Below are 25,489 nucleotides of genomic sequence, written 5' to 3' on the forward strand. Positions count from 1 at the left end.
TGATGGGAGGCGCTTCGAATTCGCTAGCCTGTACATAAATAAATGGAGGATCAGGCAAGAAAACAGTCGGAATGCTATACCTGTTTGCTGAGAGGATTTAGGAAAATAGTCTGTTTCTCAACATAATCGGTTTCTCAACAGAAAAGGAAATAGCCATGCTTGTACACGCGTATGGAGCCCATGCGGGCGACAAACCTCTTGAGCCGTTGAAGATTGTCCGACGTGCGCCAGGAGCTCACGATGTTCAAATTGAGATTGCGTACTGCGGTATTTGCCATTCGGACCTGCATCAGGTGCGTGCTGAATGGGCTGGAACACAGTTTCCCTGCGTTCCCGGCCATGAAATTGTCGGGCGGGTGTCTGCGGTAGGAGCGCATGTTTCTGCTTTTAAGGCTGGCGATCTGGTCGGGATTGGCTGCATTGTGGACAGTTGTCGACACTGCGAAGAGTGCGATGAGGGTTTAGAGAACTACTGTGATGGTATGGTCGGCACGTATAACGGCCCGACAGCCGATGAACCTGGATGGACGCTTGGCGGTTACTCTCAGCAAATCGTCGTGCATGAGCGCTATGTGCTACGTGTTCGTCATTCTGAGGCGGAGCTGGCTGCCGTTGCCCCCCTGCTGTGCGCAGGAATAACCACCTATTCACCGCTGCGGCATTGGAATGCTGGGCCGGGTAAGAAGGTTGGCGTTGTGGGGATCGGCGGGCTTGGTCACATGGGGATCAAACTGGCACATGCAATGGGAGCCTATGTTGTTGCGTTCACTACGTCTGAATCTAAACGCGACGATGCAAAAGCGCTGGGTGCAAACGAGGTTGTGGTTTCTCGTAATGCTGAGGAAATGGCCGTGCACGCAGGCAGCTTCGATTTAATTCTCAACACCGTTGCCGCGCCGCACGATTTGGACGCGTTTCTGGTCCTGCTGAAGCGAGATGGTGCGCTCACGCTGGTCGGTGCGCCTGCGTCACCACATCCTTCTCCTAACGTGTTCAATCTGATCATGAAACGTCGTACGGTGGCGGGATCGATGATTGGTGGCATTCCTGAAACGCAGGAGATGTTGGATTTTTGCGCTGAACACGGGATTGTGTCAGATATTGAGCTGATCCGCGCTGATGAAATCAATGAGGCCTACGAGCGGATGCTCAAAGGCGATGTGAAATACCGCTTCGTCATTGATAATGCGACGCTGAGTGCCTGATTAGCCTGAGTCCCACCGTACCTGTTTTTCGGTGCCGTGGGATTGTCACCGCGTGGGCGTTCGCGCCTTCTTTGCATCATCCGAAAAGCTAACTCATCGTCATTTCCTGTCACCAAATACGTGCGGATGCGGTACTATCCATTGTTACACCAACACGTTGATTTTCCTTCGCTATCATAACCAAAATGCCGTTTTAAATAGACGGTTATCTTGGTTTAGCCCTCCTGCTCTCTTCGCTAGACTTCACTGCTATGGCGTAGCGAGGAAGGCAAAAATAGCATGCGTTGTGCTGCCTTTGGTGGTTGGTAAACACGCATCAATACTATTTTCTGGCCATGTTTCACCTGCGATAAAAAGGAAAAAAGAAAAATGACGGATAAGCATTCAAACGAAACCGGAGCATCACTACAACACGACCTGCCTTTGCGAGATGAATCGCTTAAGGTCATCAGCGAATGGTTTGACGCGCTGGAGAAAAGGGTCGGTGTTGATAAGATCGTATCGCGAACCACGCTGCAAGCGGGTATCTATAACGATGTGGTACTGGATTATGCGCCGAGCCGGACGTCGATATCCTCTGAATCGAAAAGTGATGCCGATGGGCTGTCGCCCGGTAGCCGAAAAGGGGAATTGAGTGTGGCGCAAATTGAGGAAGATGTGGTTCCTGCGCTGGCTCAGGCTATTGCCCTGCGGGTTGAGAAACTCGCAGATACTGCGGTGATTGACTACCGATTCTGTTTCCGTGCCGTGCTCCCGGCAATCGAAGGTCGCCTGCTGGTTACGCTATTTACGTTCACCAACGAGGTGAAAAAACAGCAGCTACTTGAGTCTATTCATACCTATATCGAGCAGCATCTTACCCATGGCAATGCGCCGACTGAGACGCTAGAAACTTTCTTTCTGGCTCGCCACCTGCTTGATGTACAGCTCTTTCCCTCGCAGGATATCCACTGGATCATGACTCAGTTTGAACACATTCAGCAGCGAAATACAGGGCACGCGGAATTGTCGGAGCATCGGCGCAATATTATCGGCGCATTAAAAAAGTGGGTAGAGCCGCAATTTCTGTTGCGGTATTGCGACGTGTCCCAGCCTAAGCAGTCCTTTCAACCGGTAATCTATATCCTTAAACCCGGAATCAGTTTGGATTGGCAGGATTCACAACTGCTTCACCCCGTCGAGCTCGTGCTCTATGCGGCAGTGATGATCCTGCGTTATGAGCCTTCCTACAGTAAGTCTCAGGCGCTGGAATATCTGGATATCGCGAAGCAGTTGGGCTACCCGCGTGCAATCAGCATGATGGAAGAGGGAAGTGGTACGTTTGAGAAAGCGCAGATTAACCTGAAGAACGAATCGGTGGAATGTGTAGCGAATGATGTGTTTTCTACCATCACGGTGCATGTTCGTCAGGAAAGCGCCGAAGCGTATGAACAGGCGCTGCTTTTCATTACGCGTTTACTGACGCTTGGTTTTCCAAAGAGTTACAAGATTGTTCTGAAATCGTCGACGCGACAGTACCTTCCCGTCAAAGGCGTGGCAAAATCGGATACCCATCGCTTTTTTGCTAACGCGTTGCAGTATGCATCGACCTATCCGCTTCTTGAGGATTATGCTCGTGCTGCGATTGAGACATTTGAATGGTACGCCGATTCGGAAGGCGAGAAGTGCAGTATGCCGGGAAGCTATGCGGTATTTGGGCTGGGGCTGACCGATGCAGGATATTTCCCACTCGTAAAAGATTATATGGAAAGCGTGGATGACGAGCACCAATCGGTACACGATGGCTTCATCCGTGCATTTTTCGATAAGCATAGCGTGACGACACAGAATGTGGCGACACTGGTCGCCTGTCTGAGCCATGCGACGGAAAGCCTCAAGTTGAACATGCTGCCTGCGTTAGAAAATGATGCCTTGTTTGAACAGTTGGTCGAAGAAGTGCGGAGGCGAGAACCTGCGGTGATAGAACATATTTTGTATCTCATCTGGGGCAATGCCAAGAAGCTCGCCGCACTGGTGAAAAAATCGGAAGCGAAGCGCGGCGCGTTATTGACGTCGCTTATTCAGGCTTCGGCCGAAGCCTAAACGTAATAATGATAACGCTGGGTGAGAACAGATGTGCCTCACCCTATGACGGAGCGTATTGATGACCGCTATTCTGCTGCTGGACTCGCGTGCTGATGAAATCGGCCCTGTTTTAAATCATGGAGCACCGGAACTTGAGCTGATGCTGTCAAACGGTACGGCTGAGCAGGCTGCGAGCTGTCCGATTTGGTTGGGAGAACCAGACACCGCAGCGGCATTGCTTGCTCAGGGAGCCAAACCGAAATGGCTACAGTCTACCTGGGCAGGATTCAAGCCGCTGTTGGCTGATGGGTTACCGCGTGATTACCGTTTAAGCCGTGCCGTTGGGGTATTTGGGCAGCCGATAGCAGAATATGTGATTGCCTATATGCTCAGGCATGAGCTTCGTCTGGGGGAGCGGCAAATCAGTCAGGAAGAGCGGCGATGGGATCACCGCCTGCCGGGATCGCTGGCGGATAAAAACGTGCTGATCGTTGGTGCGGGAGAGATTGGCTGTGAAGTCGCAAGTTTTCTACGGCCTTTTGGCGTTGAGCTATATGGCATCGTCAGTACGCCAAGACAGCGGCCTGATTTTAAACGGATCATGAATTTGGCAGAGCTGCCTGTCGCGATACCGGAGGCCGATTATGTCATCAACCTCCTTCCCGATACGTCGGCAACCACCGATATCTATGATGCCCGTCTGTTTGCCGCTATGAAGCCTTCTGCGCTGTTTATTAATGTCGGGCGCGGTAGTGCGGTAGTCGATGATGACCTACGGGCCGCGCTACGTGATGCGCAAATTGCAGGTGCGGTGCTGGATGTATTCAGACAAGAGCCGCTACCGGACAGTCATCCGTTCTGGAATACGCCGAATATAACATTGACGGCACATATTGCTGGGCCGATGGTGCCGGGGCTGATGGGGCGATTATTTCTGGATAATCTTGCTCGTTTTCATGCTGATGATGTACTGCGCGGAGAGGTGGATTTTAGTCGCGAGTATTGATTACTAAATCAATTACCGCCATAAATTAATATTTAAAATAATAATTGCATATAAAAACTATTGTAAAGAATTCTGAAAAATAACCGTTAATACTATAGCAGGGCGGAATAATATCGCCCTAATTTAGTCCGTTCTTAACTCTGCGGTCGGGGTAACCCCCCCTATTTAAGCTGCTCCCAGGATAAGCGAATAGCCAGATAACACATCGCAGTTCAGACCTATATTCGGTGCCTGGTGGATCAATTTAACCGAAATCGCGATGGCCCTTATATAGCCTAAATAATTCGAGTTTCAGTAACGCGGCCAACGCACATGCAACTTGAAGTATGACGGGGATAATCGTTTGGGGACTCATTGCGCATACACCCGAAGACGTAATTAGCATAAGAAGATAGATGATGCTTGGAGTAACCTTTCTCCGCTAACGAAGCAAATGGATCAAACTTATGCGTCTTTCTTGGATCAGCTTGCTGAAGATCACCCTGACTTGAAGGGGGCATTTTTCGGGTTTAGTGTGAATAAAGATGGAACGCTTTTTGTGACGCAGGCGGAAGGCTTGGATAGCGAACAAATTGATCGTTTGGAAAAAGCGTTGAATGGCTCTGATGAATTAGTCGCTTTGGCGAATGATTTGGCGGATGCTCAAATTGAGGTGTTTAATGCGCATAAGGGCTTCAACACCCAAAAAACGCTTAGCCGAGATAATTACGGTGAAACCATCGATATGGGGGTTGATATCCTAACAAGGCATCTCGCACGTTCCGCCCCTCGTGATGGTACTGCTGTGGCGATCCACCAACGGAACTGGGATAGCAACTGGTATAACCAAATATAATTAATAATATAAGGTTCCCGAGGCGTTAAACGGTGTAATGAAAAACCGCAGATGCCTGAGTGGTTGGTCTGTGGAAGCGGGTTCAGAGCTTCCACAGCTTACTACTGGCTGAAATCGCGCGGAGATGTTTTTCAGTGAAAAGGACTTGCCACGTTAAGTTGATTGGTACATAATGCTGGCCGTTGAACTGATGATTTAATAAATAATGATTAAATTCATTAGGTTACATACAGTTTGATAGGATTTTATACGTTCTGATTTCGATAGGTTTTGCTGAAAGCAGAAGATAGTAAATCCGATTCTATGCGGGAATAGCTCAGTTGGTAGAGCACGACCTTGCCAAGGTCGGGGTCGCGAGTTCGAGTCTCGTTTCCCGCTCCAAATTTTTTCATCGTTTTTTCCAATACCTTCCAATACCTTCCAATACACTGATATTAGGTTCTTATCTCTGTACCGCCGATTATTCATCCTTGTTAAATATTGATACCCCTAAGACTCTTTCACACACCGATTTTCCTACGGTTAAGAACATTGGCGTAGCCACAGATTAACGCTAGCTTAGTTGGGTTCTTGGCATGTTATTCAGAAATTAGCATCGAATATGGTTATTTCATACTATTCCAGAGGGTGTTACCTGTCTTAAGAAGATCCAGCATCATCATTGGAATTCCCTGTACTGGATTTCCATCGATAAGGCTAAATCCATTCTTTAACCCGGTTTCGGTGACGAAGAATACCCCATCGACATTTCGAAAATCTGGTTCCTCAGAATGCAATGTAATCTCGCTGGAGGTTTCAACAATGAAGTTTTGATTTCCAGACGGTGTATAGACAGAGAATTTACTGGAGAAAGGCTGACCTTCATTTACCGTCCCTTGACCGAAAGTGTTCACAACCTCTTCCAGGAATTCAAAATTTGTTCGATGATCGAACGAAAAGCCAGGATCGAGTGCATAGCGTAGAAATCCCGAATCCAGTGATGTTTTAGCGATTCCATCACTGGTTAGTATGCGTGCAGCTGTTGCAGTATCCGTTTCGGTAAATTTAAAGGTCTGCATGCGCCCACTGGTATCATACATTCCTCCGCTATTGACGTTGGCACTTACGCCCCCAAACATACGATAGTCACCCAAATCTCTTGCCAGAGCGTCCACATACCCCAAGTCTGTTCCTTGTTGTTGAGTCTGAGCGTACAACTCGGACAACATACTGCGGTCCTCATTGGTGAGGAAGTTAACAGAGGACATCTGCATCGTAGCTTCGGTTAATTGTGTCTGCACTGATGGGATAGTATCTGTACCACCAAACAAGCGAGACATCATCAGTCCTTTACCACTTATTTGGGCCTGCTTGGTCGATAATATCTCATCCTGCGCGCTATTTACCTGTGCAGGCAAGGGGCGAACTGTTTTTTGGTCGTCGCCTGATATATTTTTCATCTGAGCGTATGCCGCTGTGGATGTATTGATAATCATAATGGAAATTTCCCCTTGCCTGTTTTTTAAAGGAAGCTAGAAATATATCGCTACCGTCAATTAGAACGATGTGAATAATTGATTAGGCTAATAAGTATATTCCCAGGTAATACTCTCTTTTTGTAATGGGTGTAGATTCTCTCCGGGTTTTCCCGTAAGTTTGTGCTGAATTTGAATGCGTACACCGTGGTCAAAACGTAATTCATTGAATTGAGAGGTTGTTCCAGATGTACCTTTAGGGACAATAATACATTTTGTTGGTGATGTCTGATAAGGTTGATAATAACATATGTCGACACTTTCAGTATATGCAGTGGGGTAGGACGCTACGCTATAATTTACCTGGGTCAGCTTCTTAGTTTTGCTCAATGTTCCAGAGGGAAACTTTGTTGCACTCGCATAAAACTGGTTCAACGCAGGGGTACTTGAGCCATCGGAATAAACAAATCTTATTTGTGCTGATAGTGGTGTTTCACTGATACTGCCAGTGGCGGCCATCAAAGGGAACGCTGCTACACTAGCAGCAATTAGTAGGGACAAAGAAACGAATTCCTTCTTCATGATTTCTCCTGGGTATTCTTACGTTTTTTTACGCATTACAGCGCTTTTCTGCATCAGGCATCATGGTGGTATTTTTTGCTATCGATATCAGGATGTCAGTCTCTTGACAGCCTTGTTATGGGGCAATAAACGTCCAACCATTGTGTCAGCAGATCCGGTGCTTTGTTAACGGTTCCTATATGACGATTTCCTTCCAGCCAGAGTATTACAGCGAGGTTGGGTGCCCTATACGAATTCCGCAGTCACTATCCATTATTAACGGAATAAGAAAAGTAAAATTTAATGTTTATAAAAAATAAATCTAACCGATGAACGTTAAAGTGTGTCGAATGTTGTTTTTCTATAACGGTTCCGATTTTTACATAACATATATCATACACGTCTTTAATTCGACTGTGATTTTTGAGTTGGCGTTGTTGGTTAATAATATGATCACGGTAATTATTATTGCGATCATTGTTTTTCCCTGTGGGTTTTTTATTTGTTGTTGGTTTTTATTCCCGCAAGGACTTTGTGATGTCGACGAGTTTATATGGAAATAAATTAAAGTTTTTTTCACCTTTGCCGTTAAATTTCACAAAGGTTAACGTTATTTTTTTAGCGATCCTCTGGAATTATGGTGGGGGGAGTAATATTACGTCGCCACTGGAATGGATTTGTGGCGCAGATTCAAGGTCTGTGCCGCATCTGAGCTGGGCGGATGTTCCGTCATATAAGCAAAAAAACATTAACACATGGAGAAAAGTGCGATGACTTTTAAAAAGGTGCTTCTGGCTAGTATTGTGACTTCTATGTTTGCTGCTGGAGCGGCTTATGCTGGGCCTCCAGTGACTGTGACTTTCAAAAATTTGGGCAACGAAACCGCGACATACAAAGTTATTACTAACAATGAAGTCAGTACTAATGCCAGCGCCAGCCCCAAACCCGCTACGACTGTTCCTGCGAAGGAATCTGATATTTATCGGGTTCAGAATGTCATCAGCCCTGATGCTAATGCAGCAATTGTTCGTTATACCATGGGCAGTAAAACGTGCGTATTCGGTACTACCTTCGTCAATACCATCATTCCTGGTGGCCTTTTTAATCCTGGCGGCCCTAAAAAGGCTCCAAAATGGAATAAATCAGCTGAGGGAAGCGGTGGGGCTGTCTGTACTGCAACGATTACTTCGCAGAGTTTATCCACATATGCGTGGAATGTTGAATTCACAATGAAATAATCAGCAGGCGATGTATTTTTGCTGATAGGCGAGAGGTCGCGTTTTTGTATAAAACGCATCGCTAGCGCTATTGTTATGTATGTCATGGGGACGTCATGCATCATTGACGTCCCTTTTTTGACTCGCTCAGCTTTGCTGGTATAGCACCGCGGTATGTTCAATGTCATTGCATCGCTGCTTTTAAATAGGGGCAGATTATGGAAAAAATAAATTCACTTGATGCTGTATCCAGCCGCTATATACCGGCCAATACGGTTGGAAAAAGCGCTGTTGATGCAAAGGCTGTAGCATCGGTTCAAGAGAATAATGCAACAGCGACGAACAATGAGAGCACGCAGGTATCCGCACTCGCTCGTCAGTTAAGCGACGCTGCTGTTCGGGCTGCCGCCCGAGATGCAGGAACCGATCGTGATGGTTTAGGGGAGATCGCCAGATCGGTCACTGAGAAGCTGTTAGGCGCGAGCTATGATATGAATAAAGTCGCTCATGATGCTGAAGTGCCTAAAACAGAAGACCCCGATTTATTAGCTCGGGCCAAACAAGCGACCAGCTTCGTGAATGGTGATGGTGCAAATCCGTTCAGGGGAATGTCCCGCGAGCAGTTAGCGTTGATCACCTACGATGAAAGTGGTGATTTCACCGTCAATGAAAGACGTGCGGCCTGGTTGGAGTCTTATGATCAAGAGCAGCAGTGGAAGCGTGCCGCGATCGCCAAAATGGATGAGGAGTATAACCGTACTGGACAAGTCTCTTCTGGTACATTGTCAGAGATTCTGAAGCATTACAAATCCTTACCAGCAATTGAAGAAGCACAATTGCCCAAAGGATACGATGCGCAGCTATTGTCTCAGATTCAAGCTTCGGAAAGCGGTGGCTTACCTCAGAGCGTAAAGGACTTGCAAGTATTTCTGGATCGTATGACAGAGAGTTGATCTTAGCCAACAGCACATTCAGCCTTCATGACTATCAGCGTTATATATGGCGAACACAACAGCAGCAGTTGTTCGCTTTACCTAACGCCATTATGGCGCACCATGTTTAGCTAATGAGTTGCTGATATACAATGTGAAAACCATTATTTTTAGCGTTAGAATTTATAAGCGAAAGCATGGTGAAAATACCGTTCCTCGTCGAGCACATTGCCTGCAGGGAAGAGGTGAAAACAATGATATTTAATTATATCGAATGCAATTATAATCCTTGATATTGTTATAGGTCTGTGATGGTTTTGCAATAAATTATTTTAAAATAATTAGCTTGCTTTGGTTTCTTTCGTTTTTTGTTGATGGAGCTAAAATGCTTCAGATTATAAATATATGCACTGCATGAATGTTTAATTGATAAACCCTTAACGACTTTAGGTAAGTTTTTTTATAAGTGTTAAATGTTAGTTTATATATTGTTTTTTTCTATCCGGATGTTTTTTTTGACAATGAATTTTTATGTGATATAAATAAATTTCTTTTTCATTGTAAGGGAATGCTATGAAAACATTCAAGGCTGCTTCAGCTATTGCTTTACTTTCATTATCTTCTTTTTTCTTATCAAATTCTGCACATGCTATTAGTGGTGCTTATACTTCTGCACCTATGGCAAGTATGGATGTTCATTCTGCAAATTTTTGGAATCAATTTAACTTTCCAATATCATCCAGCTTTCTTCCACCATCAAATGCTAAGGTAACTCGCGTTTACTGGAATTATGCGCTAGGACAGCTTCAGGTCGGAAGCAAAGGGACGCTAATCGTTTATTTATGTCAAGGTAATACTTCTACTTGTTTTGATATATCGAACATGAACTCAGGTTCTACTGAGGTGTTTCGAGATCAATCTGCAACGACACCATTCTTTTTGTATTATCGTGTGAATAGTCGTTCAACCATCGGGTCTATCTATGGTTCAGGATCAACGCAGGTAACTGTAAATTGGCAAAATAATCAATAAAAAGCAGTCGTAAGTTAACATGATATGCAAGCATTTATTGCTAAACGATAGAATGTTTGCATATTTTTTTCTCGCTAGCGTTGAATGTCTCTGTAACATTGACTGCTATAAAAATAGCGTGATTTTGGGAGGTATAAAAGTGTTATCAAAAATTGAGTTAACATCAGGCATCCTTTCCACAATGGGTACTGAAAAGCGAAATCAGCCATTTATCGATAATGAACATGAAATTAATCAATCAACTGAATCGAAATCTAGCACTAAGGTGTCGCTGTCGTCTCAGGCACAACAGCAGGCTACATTACCTGATTCGGTCGTCAACAAATACCAAGAATTGCGTAGTCGTGTCGATCAGAATGAAGTTGATTCTTATATTCGAGACCTGTACGCAACACCTCGTCATTCAGGAGAGTTAGTTTCCATCGAACATTATCCTGATGTATTTAATTCTTATACTGGTGAGCAAGTAACACCTGAGTCTGCTGCTAAATTTTCCGAGTGGGATCAGGCTGTATTAGCGGAAACAACGCGTATATATAATAATGAACGAGCGAAGGGGTCTTTGTCTTCAGACATTTATTTAAAAATTCAGACACATATAAGCCAGCAGCCAGAGCATTTTCTAAGAAAGATCAATTGGCCGAACCAAGAGATGTAATTGAGCTCTCTGCCCGTTTTATACCCGTAATACCTCAAATTGCAGGTGCGTTGGCTACGTCATGTGGCACACTGATGTGTATCTCCAACGCTTTGTGTTGTTCAAAACGCTAACGTTTTATTCAAAACGCAAATTATTTTAGGCATATAGAATAAATATCTCGGCAATACGGAGTAATCGGAGAGGTAGCTAAATGATGATGTTGAAGGCTTTTCCTAAAGCATAAACAGTAGGATAATCCGATTCATGTGGTGCTCTAGGGGATCGGCAAAGAGGCAAGGATGTCTGATGCAAGAATAACGGATCTGATCTGTTTACAAGCTATTTCACACACCTACAGTACCGGTGCTTCTTCTCAATCGGTATTGCATGATATTTATCTATCCATTCCTGCCGGACAAAGCTGCGCTATTGTTGGTGCATCGGGTTCTGGTAAAAGCACCTTGCTCAATATCATCGGTTTACTCGATCAGCCCGTTTCTGGGCGTTTGCTGCTTTCTGGGCAAGATATGACCAAAGCAAGTGCCGATGAACGCGCCATCATGCGCAATCAGGTTATTGGTTTCGTCTTCCAAAGTTTTAATTTGCTGCCGCGTCTGGACGCGTTGGATAACGTCGCACTCCCCTTGATCTATCGTGGAATGTCTCGGCAAGCTGCTCGGCAAGCCGCACAAGTACAGCTGGCGCGCGTTGGTTTGGCTGAGCGAACCCATCATCGCCCTGCTGATTTATCCGGTGGTCAACGTCAGCGGGTAGCGATTGCACGCGCACTGGTTGGTGAGCCCGCGCTTCTTCTCGCAGATGAACCAACCGGCAACCTTGATAGCCAAACAGCTGATGACATCATCACGCTGTTACTGGCATTGAACCGCGAACAGGGGACGACGTTAGTGATGGTGACACATGATGAAGGTATAGCTTGTCGTATGGCTCGGTGCATTCATGTGCAGGACGGCCGAATCCATGAGGTGAAGCATGCCTGACCGTCGTTTACGAACGCAAGCGTGCCAGACCCGACAATCCCACTATGGTCCTTCGCTGCAACAGCGTCTGCTTGAGCCATTGAACAGTCTCATTCTTCTAGGGCGGCGTGCTGTTCTGGCCCTGCTTGGGATTGCGGTGGGATGTGGTTCTGTTGTTGCGTTGCTTAACATCGGGCACAACGCGGAAGCTGAAGCCATGGGGGTATTCAAAGGCATGGGCAGCGACCTGCTGGTCGCGGCCGTACAGAATAGGGTGGGGAGTCACGTTATTGGTTTGGTGCCTGCGGATCTGGATATCCCCGTTTTGCGACAAAATTTGCCTGATATTAAAGCAGCAACGGCTCTCATTATTACTGCTACTGAGGTGCGATTGCGCGGCCGTTCGTTTACCGGCATGGTTGTGGGGAGCAGGGCTGAATTGTCGGAAGTCTTAGGATTAAAGCTTGCACAGGGTCGCTACCTGAGTGATTTCGATGCACAAAGTACTTACATCGTATTGGGTGCGAATGTTGCGGGGCAATGGGCATCGCAGGGGGGCATAGCCGCCTTGGGTGAACGCGTGCAGGTAGGCGGATACTTATTTGAGATCGTAGGAATCCTTCAACCGCAGGGGAACAACCCTTTGGTTCCCGTCTCAGTTGACGACTCTATCCTGATGCCGATCTCTGGTATGCGTCGTGTCATGCCAACACCACAAATCATCAGCGTGATTGCACGTAATAGCAGCAGCGACACGCTGGTACAAACGGGCTCGCAGCTAAAGGATTATTTGGTGTCTCTGATGCCGAAGGTTGATATTGATGTACAAATCCCACAGCAGTTGCTGGAGGGGATGGCGCAGCAATCACGGATGTTTTCATGGTTGCTAGCAGGGCTGGGAGGGATTTCCCTGCTGGTCGGTGGGGTCGGGGTGATGAACGTCATGGTCATGAATGTGTCTGAACGGCGCCGTGAAATCGGGGTGCGTATGGCATTAGGTGCACGACCACGCGATATTGCAGGGCTGTTTTTATTGGAGGCCGTTGTGCTATCCGCTTGTGGCGCTTTGATCGGGGCGGTGTGTGGTGTCGCGGCCGCGTGGCTGTTTGTCTTTTTTTCCGATTGGTCAGCTTTTTCACTCTCGGTACTGTCACTTCCCCTCGGTATTGGCAGTTCATTGGCGATTGGCCTGTTTTTTGGACTTAATCCAGCGATGACGGCGGCTCGGCTTGAACCTGTGCAGGCGCTACGCGATGCGTAAATCTCTCCTATGTTTACTTGTTTTATTTTCTGCTCATGAAGGGTATGCGGAAACTGCTTTGAATCCTTCTCAGGCAACGCGGCAAGGGCTGGCGACCGTGAGCGTATCGCTAAATGCGCAAACTATCGATCTCACGCTAAGCGATGCCATTTATCTTGGTTTGCGTGACAATCGCGCGATCCGCAGCGCCTATCTGGATCGCATCTCGCAGAAATTCGATCTGCGTGTCGCGGAGGATCGTTTTACTCCCAAATTGTCGCTGACGGGTAGCTATCTTTCCAATCGCAATCAAAGCGATCGTTATCGACAGGGCAACCTGACGCCAACATCGACACTGCTCACGCCTTATGGCACCCGCTTCAGCCTAGGCTGGACCTACCGCCACACGCAGGCTGATAACGCAGGGTTATCGCGTAACGATGGTGCCAACATCACGGTGATTCAGCCTTTGCTTCGTGGAGCAGGTAAAGATGTCACTACTGCGCCCGTTAATATTGCGCGGCTGACTGAACAACTCAATCGCCTGACGCTGAAATCTACGGTCTCGCAGACTATTACGCAGATTATCGCTGCCTATCGGGAACTTCTGCGTTCACAGGAGCAACTGCAAATTGCTCGTGATGTTCTGGCGCGTGCGCGCCAACTGGTTGACGTCAACCGTGCGATGATTGCCGCAGGGCGTATGGCCGAGTTTGAAATTGTGCAAACCGAAGCTGAAGTTGCCACGCAGGAATTGGCGTATGAGGAAGCTAGAAACCAACTGGATACCGCGCGGCTTGCGCTGCTGCAACTTCTGGCGTTGGATTTAAATACGCTGATTGTGGCAACAGAATCCATGCAGGCACAGCGCGTTGATGTCAACGCTGCGCAGGCGTTGAAACAGGCCGAAGCCTCTCGACCTGCTTATCTGGCACAGATTATCGCTAACGAGCAGGCGGCGCTCAGTCTGGCGGTTGCGCGTAATGATCGCCTGTGGGATGTCTCGCTAGTCGGCGGCGCGAGTCAGGTGCGTGACCGTGCAGCACAGAATAGCACGTCACGTACCTGGGAAAATTATGTTGGTGTTCAGGTGGAGATCCCGATTGGCGATCTGAGTACCCGTCAGGCTGAGGTTCAAGCGCGGGTCAATGTGCGTAATCGGCACATTCAGTTGGATGAAGTTAGGCAGCAGCTTGAACGTGATGTTGCCAACGCGGTGCGTGATATCGGGACACGCTGGCGGCAGTTCGAGATTTCTCAACGTGCACGAGATCTATCGCGCCGTAAGCTGGACATTGAGCGAGAAAAGCTCACGGTTGGGCGTTCCAGTAACTTTCAGGTGCTGAGCTTCGAGAACGATTTACGCAACGCGGAAAACGCCCGTCTCAATGCGCTCATTAGCTACCTTAATGCGCAGGCTGAACTGGATGAGACGCTGGGCACTACATTACAAAGCTGGGATATTGCACTTAATGATTAGACATCGCTTTCTATCTCGACTGCGTCGGCGTCACTACATTGTCGTGTCGCTGATTGTGGCGCTTGGTGTGTTTATGTGGCTATTGGCTGGGCGTACGGGTGAGCAGGAAAGCGTTCCTCAGGGGCAATGGCTACCCATTCAGCCTCAGCGATTGGAAAATCAATTAGGGCTGGTGGGGCGAATTCAGGCCGCGACGCAGACAACGCTAGCAGCCCCTTTTGAAGGCGTTATCCGTGAGGTACTGACGCATGAGGGGCAACGCGTCGAGCAAGGGCAAACATTGCTGGTACTGGACCCCGGACAAATTGAGATTCAGCTCCGTCAGGCGCAGGCTGAACTGCTCAAAGCACAGCGTGAGGTGCAGTCACTCAAGCAGTGGGAGCAAAGCTCTGAGGTATCGCGGGCGCGGCGTGCGGTAAATTCAGCCCAGTCAACGTTTAGCAACACGCAGGCCAACCTTCGGGATACACAGGCGCTGTTCGAGCGTGGCATTGTTGCGCGAATGGAAGTGGATACGTTAAAGCAGCAGATTCGTACTCAGGAGCAGGATGTTATCGCGGCGCAAGAGGAGTATCGAACGGTGTTAGCACGTGCGAACGGTGAGGATCGTAAGATTGCGGAGATGGAACTGACCAATGCACAGGTTCGCTATCAGGCGTTGGCGACACAGGTTGCACGGCAGAGCGTCAAGGCACCGTTCAGCGGTTTTGTGGTGCGCCCGGCTATGCCTGATACCGGCAAACCTGTGGTCATCCAATCTGGCTTACTCGTCAGTCAGGGGACGCCGCTGTTTGGTGTTATTGCTCAGGACCGTTTTCAGGTGGCAACCCGGGTAGAAGAAACGGACCTGCATCAGCTGCAAGAGGGAATGGCAGTTAACGTGACCGGGGATGGCTTTGCCGGGCAGACGCTGGCAGGCAAGATTGCCTCGATTGATATGCAGGCCGATGCTGCTGATATATCAGGTAGCGGTGCTTACTATGATGTGGTGGTGTCGCTTGATACGCCGTTGGCAGACTTAAAGCAAAATATTCGACTGGGGATGAGCGCACGTCTGGCTATTATTGTTTATCGTAATGATCAAGGTATCGCTGTGCCTGCACAGGCCGTGCATACCGATGAGCATGGCGATACCTATGTCATTTATCGCCCGACTGCTGATGCATCACCAAAGAAAATCAACGTAACGCTGGGGAAAACCGTGGCGCAGGGTGTAGAAATCTCTGGCCTGGAAGCGGGTGAAGTGCTGCTCCCTTAATTATCAACGTAAGCGTGTGGATGGCACCAGAGATGGTAATTGTGAGTACGACGGTTGCTATTTTTTAAGTCGGAAGTGGGTGTTCAGGAAATTAGCACAGGCTTGCTATTGGTTTCTCCCTGAACACCTCCCTCGAAAATAGATGGTTGTGGGATTTATGTTTTCTTATTCAACCTTGCCCGTAGTGGTGATATTACTTCCTATCTGGACATTACGCGGTAAAAGCAAATCGAACAGACTGTTCAGCGGATTCGCATTTTTTCCTGACTCACCGGTTACAAAGTTGTAATCCATTGCTATCAGATGGTTGAGCCGAGATTCGTAGTTGGCGGGAGCCTGTACCTGTTCGATTCGCGGTAAATCTTCATAGTGTTTCAGAACGAGCTTGAAAAATTCTGTCTGTTTAAACTCCCCCGCGTTCCATTCTTGTTTGCTTTTCTCCACTACCCAGAAGCTCCAGGCGCTCTCCTGTTCATTTGATTCATGTAATGCCGATCTGCGCTCGTTGATGGTAAAAGTATTGCTATCGTCATAAATAATGAGCGCGAGCTGATCGCGAGATAACCCTTTAAACGGATTCGTACTGCGACCATTAGTGAAATTATTGGAGAAATAATTAGCCTGTTTGGCACGAGCAAGTAATTCCGGATCGTCAGTGGCGGGTAATTCTTCAGCATGTGTTTTGTAGCTGTTTATATAACTGACGCCAGCGAGTTCTTCAATAACGGACCGTGCATACGATGCCAGTTCGCTACGACTATGACTGGCATCCCTTGCTTCTGCGCGTGCTGCGGCAGCACTCAACTGACGTGCCAGTGACGATACGCTGCTTTTATCTTTTATTGTTGATTCAGTTGATAGCACAGACGATGATTTGTTATTTGATGTGCTGTCTGCTGGCGCAGATGAGTGGGTTTTCACCGAGTCTCTAACATCAATGTTTTTAGCGGTGGGAAGGTTATTTAGATTAATCATCGTCAATTTTCCAGGTAACAGGTGATATCTGAAAGATAGGCCACTTTACAGTGGCTTATCTTGTATTTTTATATGATTATCATATTGAGATATTTTATCTCATTGTGATTTCAACATTTGAATCATGAGTAAAGAGATTGGCATAGGTGACCCGCAGATCGCATCTAGCACCGTTGCTTGGTGTTGTGCTTTGTGTCCATTGTGGGATTTTATTCCCCAGACCATATCTCACGGTATAGGTCATATCAAATTGGCAGACTTTAGTTCCAATCGTGTAGCGAACGTGCATTGAACTTACATCGTTATATGGACTGGAGATGGTATAAAAATTTGATTGGCCAGCTAAGACAGAATCTAATGGCGTGGGCGATGCATTGGCTTGTGAGAAAATTTCTGCACTTGTTGTAGGCGAGAATATAGCGGTATCTGTGGGGGCCGAGTTTAAATTCTTAAAGGTCACGTTGAATTTTGGGCCTGCATTGGCGGCAGCTGATGCCAGTAGTGCTGTTGCAACAATAGACGATAACAATATTTTCTTTGTATTCACTTGAACAACTCCATGTATTTTCATCCGAGGCTACAGTCTTTCATCCTTATACCAGAGGGAGGAATACAACATCTGCGTGCTGTAGCCATAAAACTCAGAAAACTACCCTATGGTGATTTTTTATAATCGGCAAGTTATGTAAATAACTTTAATTACTTATGGTTATGTTGAAGTGGATTTGTGATTCATGTCGATATATTAAATCTGCTATTTTCATTACCTTGTTATTATTTAATTCCAGTGATTATTATTTAATATCGTTTCATTCGTAATTATTGTTCATAATGAGAGGCGACTATTCTGTATGAATTGAGCTTTAACGTAATCGGTTCGTCTACCTTTTTTAAATCAATAAATGACAGTGAGGTGGCGATGGTAAGACGACGTAAAGCGGTAAACGCTTTTCCATCGCCTTACGTCGTCATTGTATTTTAGAAACGAACATTTAGTTTCAGGTGAGCGGCATTATCGGTAACGCCGCCACCGAATTGGCCGCCATAGGATAATGACAGGTTCGCATTGTCGGTTAGCTTTTTGCCGATGCCCGCTTCAACACGTACGCTATTTTCAGCCAGTGGTGTTCCCGTCACGTTATAGTTATCAGCCCCAATGAAGTGCAGGCGTGCCGTAGGATCGATGTCGCCAAAAGCATGTCTCCAGCCGACGCTGCCATTCACTGTCCATGCGCGTGCTTGCGTGCCGAAGCTGCGTTCCAGACGGACGCCGAGGGTAGAAAAGGTGGTATCCATTTTGAGCGCTTCGCCGCCTAATGCGGCAGCACCGCCAGCCTCGCTGAAGCTGTCCATTTTACTGGCGACGTGCGCTAATCTGGCGAAAGGTTCTACCGTAACCACGTTAGCATCGAATTTCATTCGTGCTTCACCAAATACCTGGAGAGTGCGGGCATCCAGATCTGCTGACAACTTCTCATTCAGGGAACCGACGGTGACGTCACGCTGCGCCGCGATATCGCCCCAGCTTCCGACTGTACCGAAGGTCAATCCCAACCGGTTATACGTATAATTGGCATAAGCCCCTAACTGGTAGTTGTCGACATCTGCTGAGAAATGACGCCCATTTACGTCAACATCTCCCTTGTCTGCCCCAGCGAAAATGCCAAGCGTCATGTTGTCGGACAGCGCACCGTCAATGCCGAGCAGAAAACCATTGCTGCGATAGTCAGTATCGGCCGTGCCGTTAGCGCCGTTCGCATCATGGCGACCGCCATAAACATTGAGCCAGACGTTATCATCATGCGTGGTACGGGCGTGTTCTGTAACCGTATCGCTGACCGTCAATGCACCGCGTGTCATGGCACCAGCCAGCGAGGCATAGCCTTCACCCGATAACGCGTCAAAGGCGTTCTGTGGTGCGCCTCGGTCGAGCATCGCTACTGCGTTATAAACGGCATTGCCTGTCCCTAAGGACTCTACTGCATTGGCGGCGGCTGATTGATTGGCCGTGGTAGCGACTGACGCAAATGTGATGTCGTTACGTGCGAGTTGCATCGTCACCGCATTAGCGGTGTAACCCAGATTGGCATCGAGGAAAGCATAGCGGCTCGTTACCGCACCGAAGGTACCGGAGATCCCCTTGTCTGCGGTCAGAATGGTATAGGTTGAAGCAATACGATAATCCCCATTCTGGCCGACGTGCAGCACTGAAGCATCACCCAGCGTGGCCGTGCCTGTCACCGCAATCAGATCGCTTTCGGTCGTCTCTGGATCGACTTCAACTTCATAAATAGCCCCATTGGTTAACGTTAGATCGCCGTTCACTCTTAGTGTGCCAATCGAGTTACCGGGAGCCAGCGTACTGCCACTGGCGACGGTCAGACTGCCTAACGTACCGCTGCCTGAAACGGTCGCACCATCGGCCACAACGATTGAACCGCCCAGTGAGCCGTTAATTGCCAATCTGCCGTTTGTCACCTGTGTGGTTCCGGTAAAGGACGATCCATTGCCTGTATAGGTCAGCTTAGCTACACCGTCTTTGCGCAGTATCCCGTTACCTGAAATGTCATTCGCGAGCGTGTCGTCGGTGTTGATGTCAAAAGCCAACGTTGCGTTGTTGACGATAGCACCAGTGCCGAAAGCACGACCATTAGTACCAATCAGCGTCCCGTCTGATACGCTTGTACCGCCACTCCAGCTATTACGCCCGGCGAGTGTGAGCTGCCCGCTACCTGATTTGGTCAAGGAGCCTGTGCCTGTGATGTCGTTTAGCCACAGATCGGCGGCAGATAAGCCCCCATTTGTGGCGTTCATCACTACCGCAACATTGCTGTTGAACGCGCCGTAGCCATTTGCTGCCTTGAAGAGGTTCAAACGATCGTAACCCATGCCGTTATCCATCACGCCGCCTGAGGCATTCGATGTTGTCGCCAGAATGTCGCGCTGTTGGGCTGCGGTGAGGTAGGGGTAGCGTGTTTCGATCAGCACTTCGGCGTTTTGCGGAACAATCGCGGCGGCACGGGTGTCACCGATAGGCGTGAAGGCGTTTTCGAATGTGTATTTCGCGTATAGGGCTTTATCGATCTGATACTGAGCGTAGGCTGCCTCGGCACTCCTGCCGCTGGTGTAGCACGCGGTGATGGTGCCTCCGCATTGTCCTGCGAAGAATGCTTGTGCCTGATCGTAGGCTTCTGCACGTAACGTTGGATTGGCGATGAGGTCTTGAATCGCGTAATAGGTCGCGTGCATTCGCCCGCCTATCACATCCAGTGGTGAGTGAATACCCGTCACGACGCGGCTGTAGCCAATCTCGCCAGCCCGTAGGATCAGATCGGAATATTGCTGCGGAACCGCGTACGCGAGACCGAAAGCGGAGAGATAGCCTGCGTTGGTATGTCCGCTAGGAAAACCGCCATCACCATTTCCCGTTGCCGGCACGCGGGCAACGAGAGAGCGTTGCAGTACCCAGCTTAGATCTTCTCCGTCCAGCGTTTGGCGGAAGGGACGCGGATAGTTGTAGTTGTTTTTGGCTGGCGTGGTGGAGGCTGGGTAACGCACGGCGTTGACGAGTTCGACGACCTTGCCTAGCCCGCTGGTGGCAGACCCAAGTCCGTTGCCGCCGTCGCTGACTCGGCTACTGTATGCGCGGTCTGGAATACCGTCGACCGTTGTGAAAGCGCCAGTTTCCGTTTTCAAGATGCTGGCTAGCGGGCCAAGACCAGCGATGACGGCGTAATTGGCATCTTGAGCATCGAATTCAAAAGCTGATATTTCTTGTGCCTGGGTGCGCGAACGGGCGATATCAATCACCGTTTGGATATTCTGTCGCAGTACAATCTCGCCAAGCGTAGTGGGTATGCCGTTATTCCAGGCTGTGCCCGCAGTCCAGAATTTATTAAACCCTGATAGAACATCAATGGCAGAGGCGGGTTCTCCTTCCGCGGCAGCGATGCTAAACGGTATTAATGAGGCTATTGCCGTAGCCAAAAGTGCTTTCGTTGGGGATGCCATTTATATTATTCCTTTATTTTTCTATGCGTTATGAAATTCCGGGCGGCAGTGTAACGATGGCAAATGACTAAACGGTGACGTTGGTATGAACATTAAAAATGGGAGGGTAGTGGCGGGCGCGGTAAACAGTCGAAGAGACGCTATTCACTCAAGTTACACGCGTTCGATGCTACAGTAGGTCGTTCATTGATTCGTATCGATAAAAGGATTTGCCATGTTTGCCCGTTCTCCATCGTTAAGGTTTTATTTGGCTATTGGCCTGCTTCAGGGGCTTTTATTTGTCACTGCGCTGGAGATGAAAGAAGGCATCGTTCAGACGTTGTTGATAACGATGGCGACGGTTGGCGGGATTAGCCTGCAATGGCTGGAACGTACGCTTTTTTTGAAAAAAACGTGGCTATGGGTCAGCGTGCTGACTGTGCTGATGACGGCGATTAGCGGTTGGGTTTTCTATGACAGTGGGCGAGAGCGTCTGTCTGGTTCTTGGGGGTTGTGCGGCATCCTCCTCGGTTATATCTGCTGTACTTTTATTCGCTGCTGGTCAACCCGTGAAGGAAGATGGCCATCCTATGACGCGCTCTGCAAACACGCCTGGGGCCATATTTTTACCGTGCTGTTAGCGTGGCTAGTTGTTCTGGTGGTCGTGCTGCTACTCGTATTGTGCGGCATGTTGTTCAACATGTTGGGTTTCTCGCAGGTTAATAAAGTATTCGGTCATTATCGGTTCTATATGCTGTTCTTGCCGGTCGTGTTTTCTATTGGCATGTACATCGGAATGACCAAAGAAGCGGTAGTTGGACTACTGCGGGGGATTTTGCTATCGGCGTGTCGTTTTCTGCTGCCGTTTAGTGCGTTGATCACGGTGATTTTCACCTTGACGCTGCCTTTTAGTGGTTTGGAACCGATATGGAATACTGGTCGTTCCACCCTCATTCTTCTATGTCTGATGGGCGTGAACCTCTTTTTGATTAACTGCGCATCTCAAGATGATAGCGAAGGGCGTGTTTATCCGGCAGTTTTACGCGGGCTGGTTAGCGCCAGTGTGCTGTGTCTGCCAGTGTTGAGCGCACTGGCGGGTTACTCCAGTTGGCTGCGCATCGAACAATACGGCCTGACTCCTTTCCGTTTTCAGTCACTCTTTGTCGTAGCGATCGCCATGCTTTACAGTCTAGCCATGCTATGGGCTGTCATCCGACGCTCTGGAGTCTGGTTAGGTCATTTACGCACGAGCAATTCGCTGCTCGCGGCTGTGACCTGCTTACTGATGGTATTGCTGCATACACCGCTGCTGAGCCCAGAAGCCTTTAGTGCGAGAAATCAGGTTCAGCGCTTGCTGAGCGGGAAAACGCCGATTGATAAGTTTGATCTGTGGGCGCTGCGTGATGAGCTAGGAACAGCAGGCAGGGAGCAGTTTAACTGGCTGGCGGACGCGTTGGAGCAAGACCAAATTCTTGATGCTGCAGGGCGTCAGGTGCTGCGCGATCGGTTGCAGGGGCGTCCCGCAAAAGTGCTTCCTGTTCAGGTCGAGTGGGTAGGCCCGTTGGAAGACGGGGTCGAAAGCATGTTACGGGGCGATAATCTGGGTAATCAGTGTAGGGAAATGGCTTGCCTGCTCTTTGCGATTGATTTGACTGGTGATGGTCACAACGAAGTGCTCATTTTTCCCAGAGTAGGCTGGGCGAATGGTGGGAAGATCCTTGCTCGTGATGAAAAGGGACAGTGGCAGATTGCAGCCAGCCTGTATGGTGCGATTGGCACGGAACAACTGGTCGCGCTGGTGAAAGACGGTAAGGTCGAAGCGGTTGCCCCACGCTTTAAGACGATCAGGATTGGGGGGCAGAATATGGAGATCACCTATCCCTGATTTTAGTCGCGTTAGTTAGGTATTACTTATTGATTCAATAAAGACAACGAATTGGTGATAACGATCACGTTTCTGTACTTTAGCCACATGCAAAAACACATGAGGATAACGTGATGTCAGTAATTAATACCCAAGTTAAACCATTCAAAAACATGGCTTTCAAAGACGGCCAATTCATTGAAGTGACTGAGAAGAATATCGAAGGAAAATGGAGCGTATTCTTCTTCTATCCGGCTGACTTTACGTTTGTCTGCCCGACCGAACTGGGTGATGTCGCTGACTACTACGACGAATTCCAACAGCGTGGCGTGGAAATTTACTCTGTTTCCACCGACACCCATTTCACGCACAAAGCGTGGCACAGCAGCTCTGAAACGATTGGCAAAATCAAATACACCATGATCGGTGACCCAACTGGCCAATTGACGCGTAATTTTGAAAACATGCGTGAAGCAGAAGGTCTGGCTGACCGTGGTACGTTCATCGTTGACCCACAGGGCATCATTCAGGCAGTAGAAATCACGGCTGAAGGCATTGGCCGCGATGCCTCTGACCTGCTGCGCAAAGTCAAAGCCGCTCAATACGTTGCATCTCATCCTGGCGAAGTCTGCCCAGCTAAATGGAAAGAAGGCGAAGCCACGCTGGCCCCGTCTCTGGATCTGGTTGGCAAAATCTAAGCTGACACCACGGAAAATATGGCTGTTTTTCGGGTGCGATGCACCCGATTTTTCTGGCCCGGCTCCTTTTCGGGCCAACACCTCGCACTACTTTGTCTGCGTACCTAATTTTGCCTTTGTACCTAGTTACCTCATTAAGGACGACCGATGCTCGACAATACGATGAAAGTCCAGTTGAAAGCCTATCTGGAAAAATTAACCAAACCTGTTGAGTTAATTGCGACTCTGGATGATTCCGCTAAATCTGCGGAAGTGAGAACCTTATTGACCGATATTGCCGAGTTGTCCAATCAGGTCAGCTTTATTGAAAAGAATGATCTATCCGTCCGTAAGCCTTCATTCCTGATTACCAACCCTGGTTCCCAAAGCGGCCCACGTTTTGCCGGTGCGCCGATGGGACACGAATTTACTTCCCTGATTCTGGCGTTATTGCAGGTGGGTGGACATCCGTCGAAAGAAGCAAAAGAATTACTCGATCAAATCCGCAATCTTGATGGTGCGTTCCACTTTGAAACGTATTACTCGCTGTCCTGCCACAATTGCCCGGACGTGGTGCAGGCGCTGAATTTAATGGCGGTGTTGAATCCGAAGATCACCCACACCGCGATAGACGGCGGCGTGTTTCAGGATGAGATCCAAAACCGTAATGTCATGGGCGTCCCCACTGTTTTCCTGAACGGAGAACATTTCAGCCAGGGGCGAACAAGCCTTGCTGAGATTGTGACTAAAATCGATACTGGCGCGGGCGCTAAGCAGGTTGAGAAGCTGAACCAGCGTGACGTCTATGATGTGTTAATCATCGGCAGCGGCCCGGCAGGGGCGGCAGCGGCAGTCTATTCGGCGCGTAAAGGCATCCGCACCGGTTTGGTCGGTGAGCGCTTTGGCGGCCAGGTGTTGGATACCGTTGATATCGAAAACTACATTTCAGTGCCGAAAACGGAAGGTGCCAAATTGGCGACCGCACTGAAGAGCCATGTTGATGACTATGATGTTGATGTGATCGATGCGCAGAGTGCAGAAGCTTTAATTCCTGGTGGAGAGCCGGGTAAACCGCATCAGGTGATTACCGTATCCGGCGCGACGCTGAAAGCGCGTAGCGTGATCATTGCGACGGGCGCCCGTTGGAGAAACATGAATGTGCCCGGTGAAGATCAGTATCGGACGCGTGGGGTAACATACTGCCCACACTGCGATGGCCCACTGTTTAAAGGCAAGCACGTCGCGGTGATTGGCGGCGGAAACTCCGGCGTAGAAGCGGCGATCGATCTGGCTGGCGTGGTGAAACACGTCACGCTGCTTGAGTTTGCACCGGAGCTGAAAGCGGATTCGGTATTGCAGGAGAAGGTACGTAGCCTGCCGAACGTCGACATCATTCTGAATGCGCAAACCACAGAAGTGAAGGGCGATGGGCAGAAGGTGACGGGGCTGAGCTACAAAGATCGTCTTACTGATACGGTGCATGATTTAGCGCTGGAAGGGATCTTCGTACAGATTGGCCTGCTGCCTAACACCCACTGGCTGGAAGGTACGGTAGCCAGAAACCGCATTGGTGAAATTGAGATCGATGCCAAGTGTGAAACCAGTGTGAAAGGGGTCTTTGCTGCCGGCGATTGTACGACGGTACCGTACAAACAGATTATTATCGCGACGGGCGAAGGCGCAAAAGCATCCTTGAGTGCTTTTGACTACTTGATCAGAACCCGTGCATAACATCGGCCTGTTGAGGACGGAGGTGGATATATTTGCCATCCTTCTGTTTCTCTGACGACGATCTTAACGTTCCGCGCGGCGATGCCTCATAACGAGGTGTCGCCGCGTTTTTGCTTTTGATCGTAAAATTTTTCTTTCGATCGTAAAAATTAGATCTCAGCCCTTGCTAAAGGACAATAAGAAATTCATAATGCTGGCCGCTCTGTGTTGTGACCTGTTTTTTGCTGTTTTCACAACATCGTATTTAGGGCGCTAGCGTTACCTCAATTCACATCGTTTTTTATCAGTTAATACAAAAAATCATATTCTTCTTAACAGACTTATCCACAGGCTGTTTGTTGGTTATTT

The 25,489-nt window shown here is 48.5% G+C and carries 20 protein-coding genes and 1 tRNA gene; 16 read left to right on the forward strand and 5 right to left on the reverse strand.

Going from position 1 to position 25,489, the window contains the following annotated elements:
- Positions 1–155 precede the first annotated feature (155 nt).
- The 5 genes from A6301_RS08895 (at position 156) to A6301_RS08915 (ending at position 5,491) form a co-directional block, all read left to right on the forward strand.
- Positions 156–1,205 carry an NAD(P)-dependent alcohol dehydrogenase gene (locus tag A6301_RS08895; RefSeq protein ID WP_234257598.1) on the forward strand — a complete coding sequence of 350 codons (1,050 nt, stop codon included), beginning with the start codon at positions 156–158 and terminating at the stop codon, positions 1,203–1,205.
- A 369-nt stretch (positions 1,206–1,574) separates the two neighbouring features.
- Positions 1,575–3,287, forward strand: a complete 1,713-nt coding sequence (locus tag A6301_RS08900; protein ID WP_234257599.1) for a DUF6138 family protein — start codon at positions 1,575–1,577, stop codon at positions 3,285–3,287.
- A 61-nt stretch (positions 3,288–3,348) separates the two neighbouring features.
- The gene (locus A6301_RS08905; RefSeq protein ID WP_107168421.1) at positions 3,349–4,275 is read left to right on the forward strand and encodes a D-2-hydroxyacid dehydrogenase; all 927 of its coding nucleotides are present in this window, start codon (positions 3,349–3,351) and stop codon (positions 4,273–4,275) included.
- A 433-nt stretch (positions 4,276–4,708) separates the two neighbouring features.
- Entirely contained in the window at positions 4,709–5,110 is a 402-nt protein-coding gene (locus A6301_RS08910; protein WP_107168422.1) for a hypothetical protein, read from the forward strand.
- Between the two features lie 305 nt (positions 5,111–5,415).
- Positions 5,416–5,491: transfer RNA gene (locus tag A6301_RS08915), tRNA-Gly, on the forward strand.
- Between the two features lie 224 nt (positions 5,492–5,715).
- Here the strand turns inward: A6301_RS08915 and A6301_RS08920 are convergent.
- The gene (locus A6301_RS08920) at positions 5,716–6,585 is read right to left on the reverse strand and encodes a hypothetical protein (RefSeq protein ID WP_234257600.1); all 870 of its coding nucleotides are present in this window, start codon (positions 6,583–6,585) and stop codon (positions 5,716–5,718) included.
- Between the two features lie 87 nt (positions 6,586–6,672).
- Positions 6,673–7,146 (reverse strand): hypothetical protein, encoded by a 474-nt coding sequence (locus A6301_RS08925; protein WP_107168424.1) that lies wholly within the window; start codon positions 7,144–7,146, stop codon positions 6,673–6,675.
- 749 nt (positions 7,147–7,895) lie between these two features.
- On the opposite strand from A6301_RS08925, the gene A6301_RS08930 reads away from it, so the two are divergent.
- From A6301_RS08930 to A6301_RS08965, 8 genes are all read left to right on the forward strand, one after another.
- The gene (locus A6301_RS08930; protein WP_107168426.1) at positions 7,896–8,363 is read left to right on the forward strand and encodes a hypothetical protein; all 468 of its coding nucleotides are present in this window, start codon (positions 7,896–7,898) and stop codon (positions 8,361–8,363) included.
- A 197-nt stretch (positions 8,364–8,560) separates the two neighbouring features.
- Complete coding sequence (locus A6301_RS08935; protein ID WP_107168427.1) at positions 8,561–9,295, forward strand: hypothetical protein; 735 nt, start codon at positions 8,561–8,563, stop codon at positions 9,293–9,295.
- Positions 9,296–9,847: 552 nt separating this feature from the next.
- On the forward strand, positions 9,848–10,306 hold the full coding sequence (locus A6301_RS08940) for a flagellar protein FlhE (RefSeq protein ID WP_107170069.1): 459 nt from the start codon (positions 9,848–9,850) through the stop codon (positions 10,304–10,306).
- Positions 10,307–10,445: 139 nt separating this feature from the next.
- On the forward strand, positions 10,446–10,964 hold the full coding sequence (locus tag A6301_RS08945) for a hypothetical protein (protein WP_133169872.1): 519 nt from the start codon (positions 10,446–10,448) through the stop codon (positions 10,962–10,964).
- A 281-nt stretch (positions 10,965–11,245) separates the two neighbouring features.
- Positions 11,246–11,947, forward strand: coding sequence for an ABC transporter ATP-binding protein (locus A6301_RS08950; protein WP_234257601.1), 702 nt, complete (start codon positions 11,246–11,248; stop codon positions 11,945–11,947).
- Entirely contained in the window at positions 11,940–13,187 is a 1,248-nt protein-coding gene (locus A6301_RS08955; RefSeq protein WP_234257602.1) for an ABC transporter permease, read from the forward strand. The genes A6301_RS08950 and A6301_RS08955 overlap by 8 nt, the downstream gene beginning before the upstream one ends.
- Complete coding sequence (locus tag A6301_RS08960; protein WP_107170073.1) at positions 13,180–14,646, forward strand: TolC family protein; 1,467 nt, start codon at positions 13,180–13,182, stop codon at positions 14,644–14,646. Before A6301_RS08955 ends, A6301_RS08960 begins: the two co-directional genes overlap by 8 nt.
- A complete protein-coding gene (locus A6301_RS08965) occupies positions 14,639–15,904 on the forward strand; it encodes an efflux RND transporter periplasmic adaptor subunit (protein WP_234257603.1) in 1,266 nt (421 codons plus the stop codon). The genes A6301_RS08960 and A6301_RS08965 overlap by 8 nt, the downstream gene beginning before the upstream one ends.
- A gap of 165 nt (positions 15,905–16,069) precedes the next feature.
- Here the strand turns inward: A6301_RS08965 and A6301_RS08970 are convergent, their stop codons facing one another.
- From A6301_RS08970 to A6301_RS08980, 3 genes are all read right to left on the reverse strand, one after another.
- Positions 16,070–16,879 (reverse strand): hypothetical protein, encoded by an 810-nt coding sequence (locus A6301_RS08970; RefSeq protein WP_234257605.1) that lies wholly within the window; start codon positions 16,877–16,879, stop codon positions 16,070–16,072.
- Positions 16,880–16,973: 94 nt separating this feature from the next.
- Complete coding sequence (locus A6301_RS08975; RefSeq protein WP_205540331.1) at positions 16,974–17,426, reverse strand: hypothetical protein; 453 nt, start codon at positions 17,424–17,426, stop codon at positions 16,974–16,976.
- A 431-nt stretch (positions 17,427–17,857) separates the two neighbouring features.
- Positions 17,858–20,890 carry an autotransporter domain-containing protein gene (locus tag A6301_RS08980; RefSeq protein ID WP_234257606.1) on the reverse strand — a complete coding sequence of 1,011 codons (3,033 nt, stop codon included), beginning with the start codon at positions 20,888–20,890 and terminating at the stop codon, positions 17,858–17,860.
- Positions 20,891–21,104: 214 nt separating this feature from the next.
- On the opposite strand from A6301_RS08980, the gene A6301_RS08985 reads away from it, so the two are divergent.
- From A6301_RS08985 to ahpF, 3 genes are all read left to right on the forward strand, one after another.
- Complete coding sequence (locus A6301_RS08985) at positions 21,105–22,754, forward strand: DUF4153 domain-containing protein (protein WP_234257608.1); 1,650 nt, start codon at positions 21,105–21,107, stop codon at positions 22,752–22,754.
- A 113-nt stretch (positions 22,755–22,867) separates the two neighbouring features.
- The gene (gene ahpC / locus A6301_RS08990) at positions 22,868–23,431 is read left to right on the forward strand and encodes an alkyl hydroperoxide reductase subunit C (RefSeq protein ID WP_010287114.1); all 564 of its coding nucleotides are present in this window, start codon (positions 22,868–22,870) and stop codon (positions 23,429–23,431) included.
- Positions 23,432–23,578: 147 nt separating this feature from the next.
- Positions 23,579–25,141, forward strand: a complete 1,563-nt coding sequence (gene ahpF / locus A6301_RS08995) for an alkyl hydroperoxide reductase subunit F (RefSeq protein WP_234257610.1) — start codon at positions 23,579–23,581, stop codon at positions 25,139–25,141.
- Positions 25,142–25,489: the final 348 nt, after the last annotated feature.

It is taken from the genome of Pectobacterium sp. IFB5596 (assembly GCF_021432585.1).
Classification (GTDB): Bacteria; Pseudomonadota; Gammaproteobacteria; order Enterobacterales; family Enterobacteriaceae; genus Pectobacterium; species Pectobacterium punjabense.

Coding starts and splice junctions, on each gene's coding strand:
- A6301_RS08895 (WP_234257598.1), top strand. CDS start 156: ATGCTTGTACACGCGTATGGAGCCCATGCGGGCGACAAACCTCTTGAG.
- A6301_RS08900 (WP_234257599.1), top strand. CDS start 1,575: ATGACGGATAAGCATTCAAACGAAACCGGAGCATCACTACAACACGAC.
- A6301_RS08905 (WP_107168421.1), top strand. CDS start 3,349: ATGACCGCTATTCTGCTGCTGGACTCGCGTGCTGATGAAATCGGCCCT.
- A6301_RS08910 (WP_107168422.1), top strand. CDS start 4,709: ATGGATCAAACTTATGCGTCTTTCTTGGATCAGCTTGCTGAAGATCAC.
- A6301_RS08920 (WP_234257600.1), bottom strand. CDS start 6,585: ATGATTATCAATACATCCACAGCGGCATACGCTCAGATGAAAAATATA.
- A6301_RS08925 (WP_107168424.1), bottom strand. CDS start 7,146: ATGAAGAAGGAATTCGTTTCTTTGTCCCTACTAATTGCTGCTAGTGTA.
- A6301_RS08930 (WP_107168426.1), top strand. CDS start 7,896: ATGACTTTTAAAAAGGTGCTTCTGGCTAGTATTGTGACTTCTATGTTT.
- A6301_RS08935 (WP_107168427.1), top strand. CDS start 8,561: ATGGAAAAAATAAATTCACTTGATGCTGTATCCAGCCGCTATATACCG.
- A6301_RS08940 (WP_107170069.1), top strand. CDS start 9,848: ATGAAAACATTCAAGGCTGCTTCAGCTATTGCTTTACTTTCATTATCT.
- A6301_RS08950 (WP_234257601.1), top strand. CDS start 11,246: ATGTCTGATGCAAGAATAACGGATCTGATCTGTTTACAAGCTATTTCA.
- A6301_RS08955 (WP_234257602.1), top strand. CDS start 11,940: ATGCCTGACCGTCGTTTACGAACGCAAGCGTGCCAGACCCGACAATCC.
- A6301_RS08960 (WP_107170073.1), top strand. CDS start 13,180: ATGCGTAAATCTCTCCTATGTTTACTTGTTTTATTTTCTGCTCATGAA.
- A6301_RS08965 (WP_234257603.1), top strand. CDS start 14,639: ATGATTAGACATCGCTTTCTATCTCGACTGCGTCGGCGTCACTACATT.
- A6301_RS08970 (WP_234257605.1), bottom strand. CDS start 16,879: ATGATTAATCTAAATAACCTTCCCACCGCTAAAAACATTGATGTTAGA.
- A6301_RS08980 (WP_234257606.1), bottom strand. CDS start 20,890: ATGGCATCCCCAACGAAAGCACTTTTGGCTACGGCAATAGCCTCATTA.
- A6301_RS08985 (WP_234257608.1), top strand. CDS start 21,105: ATGTTTGCCCGTTCTCCATCGTTAAGGTTTTATTTGGCTATTGGCCTG.
- ahpC (WP_010287114.1), top strand. CDS start 22,868: ATGTCAGTAATTAATACCCAAGTTAAACCATTCAAAAACATGGCTTTC.
- ahpF (WP_234257610.1), top strand. CDS start 23,579: ATGCTCGACAATACGATGAAAGTCCAGTTGAAAGCCTATCTGGAAAAA.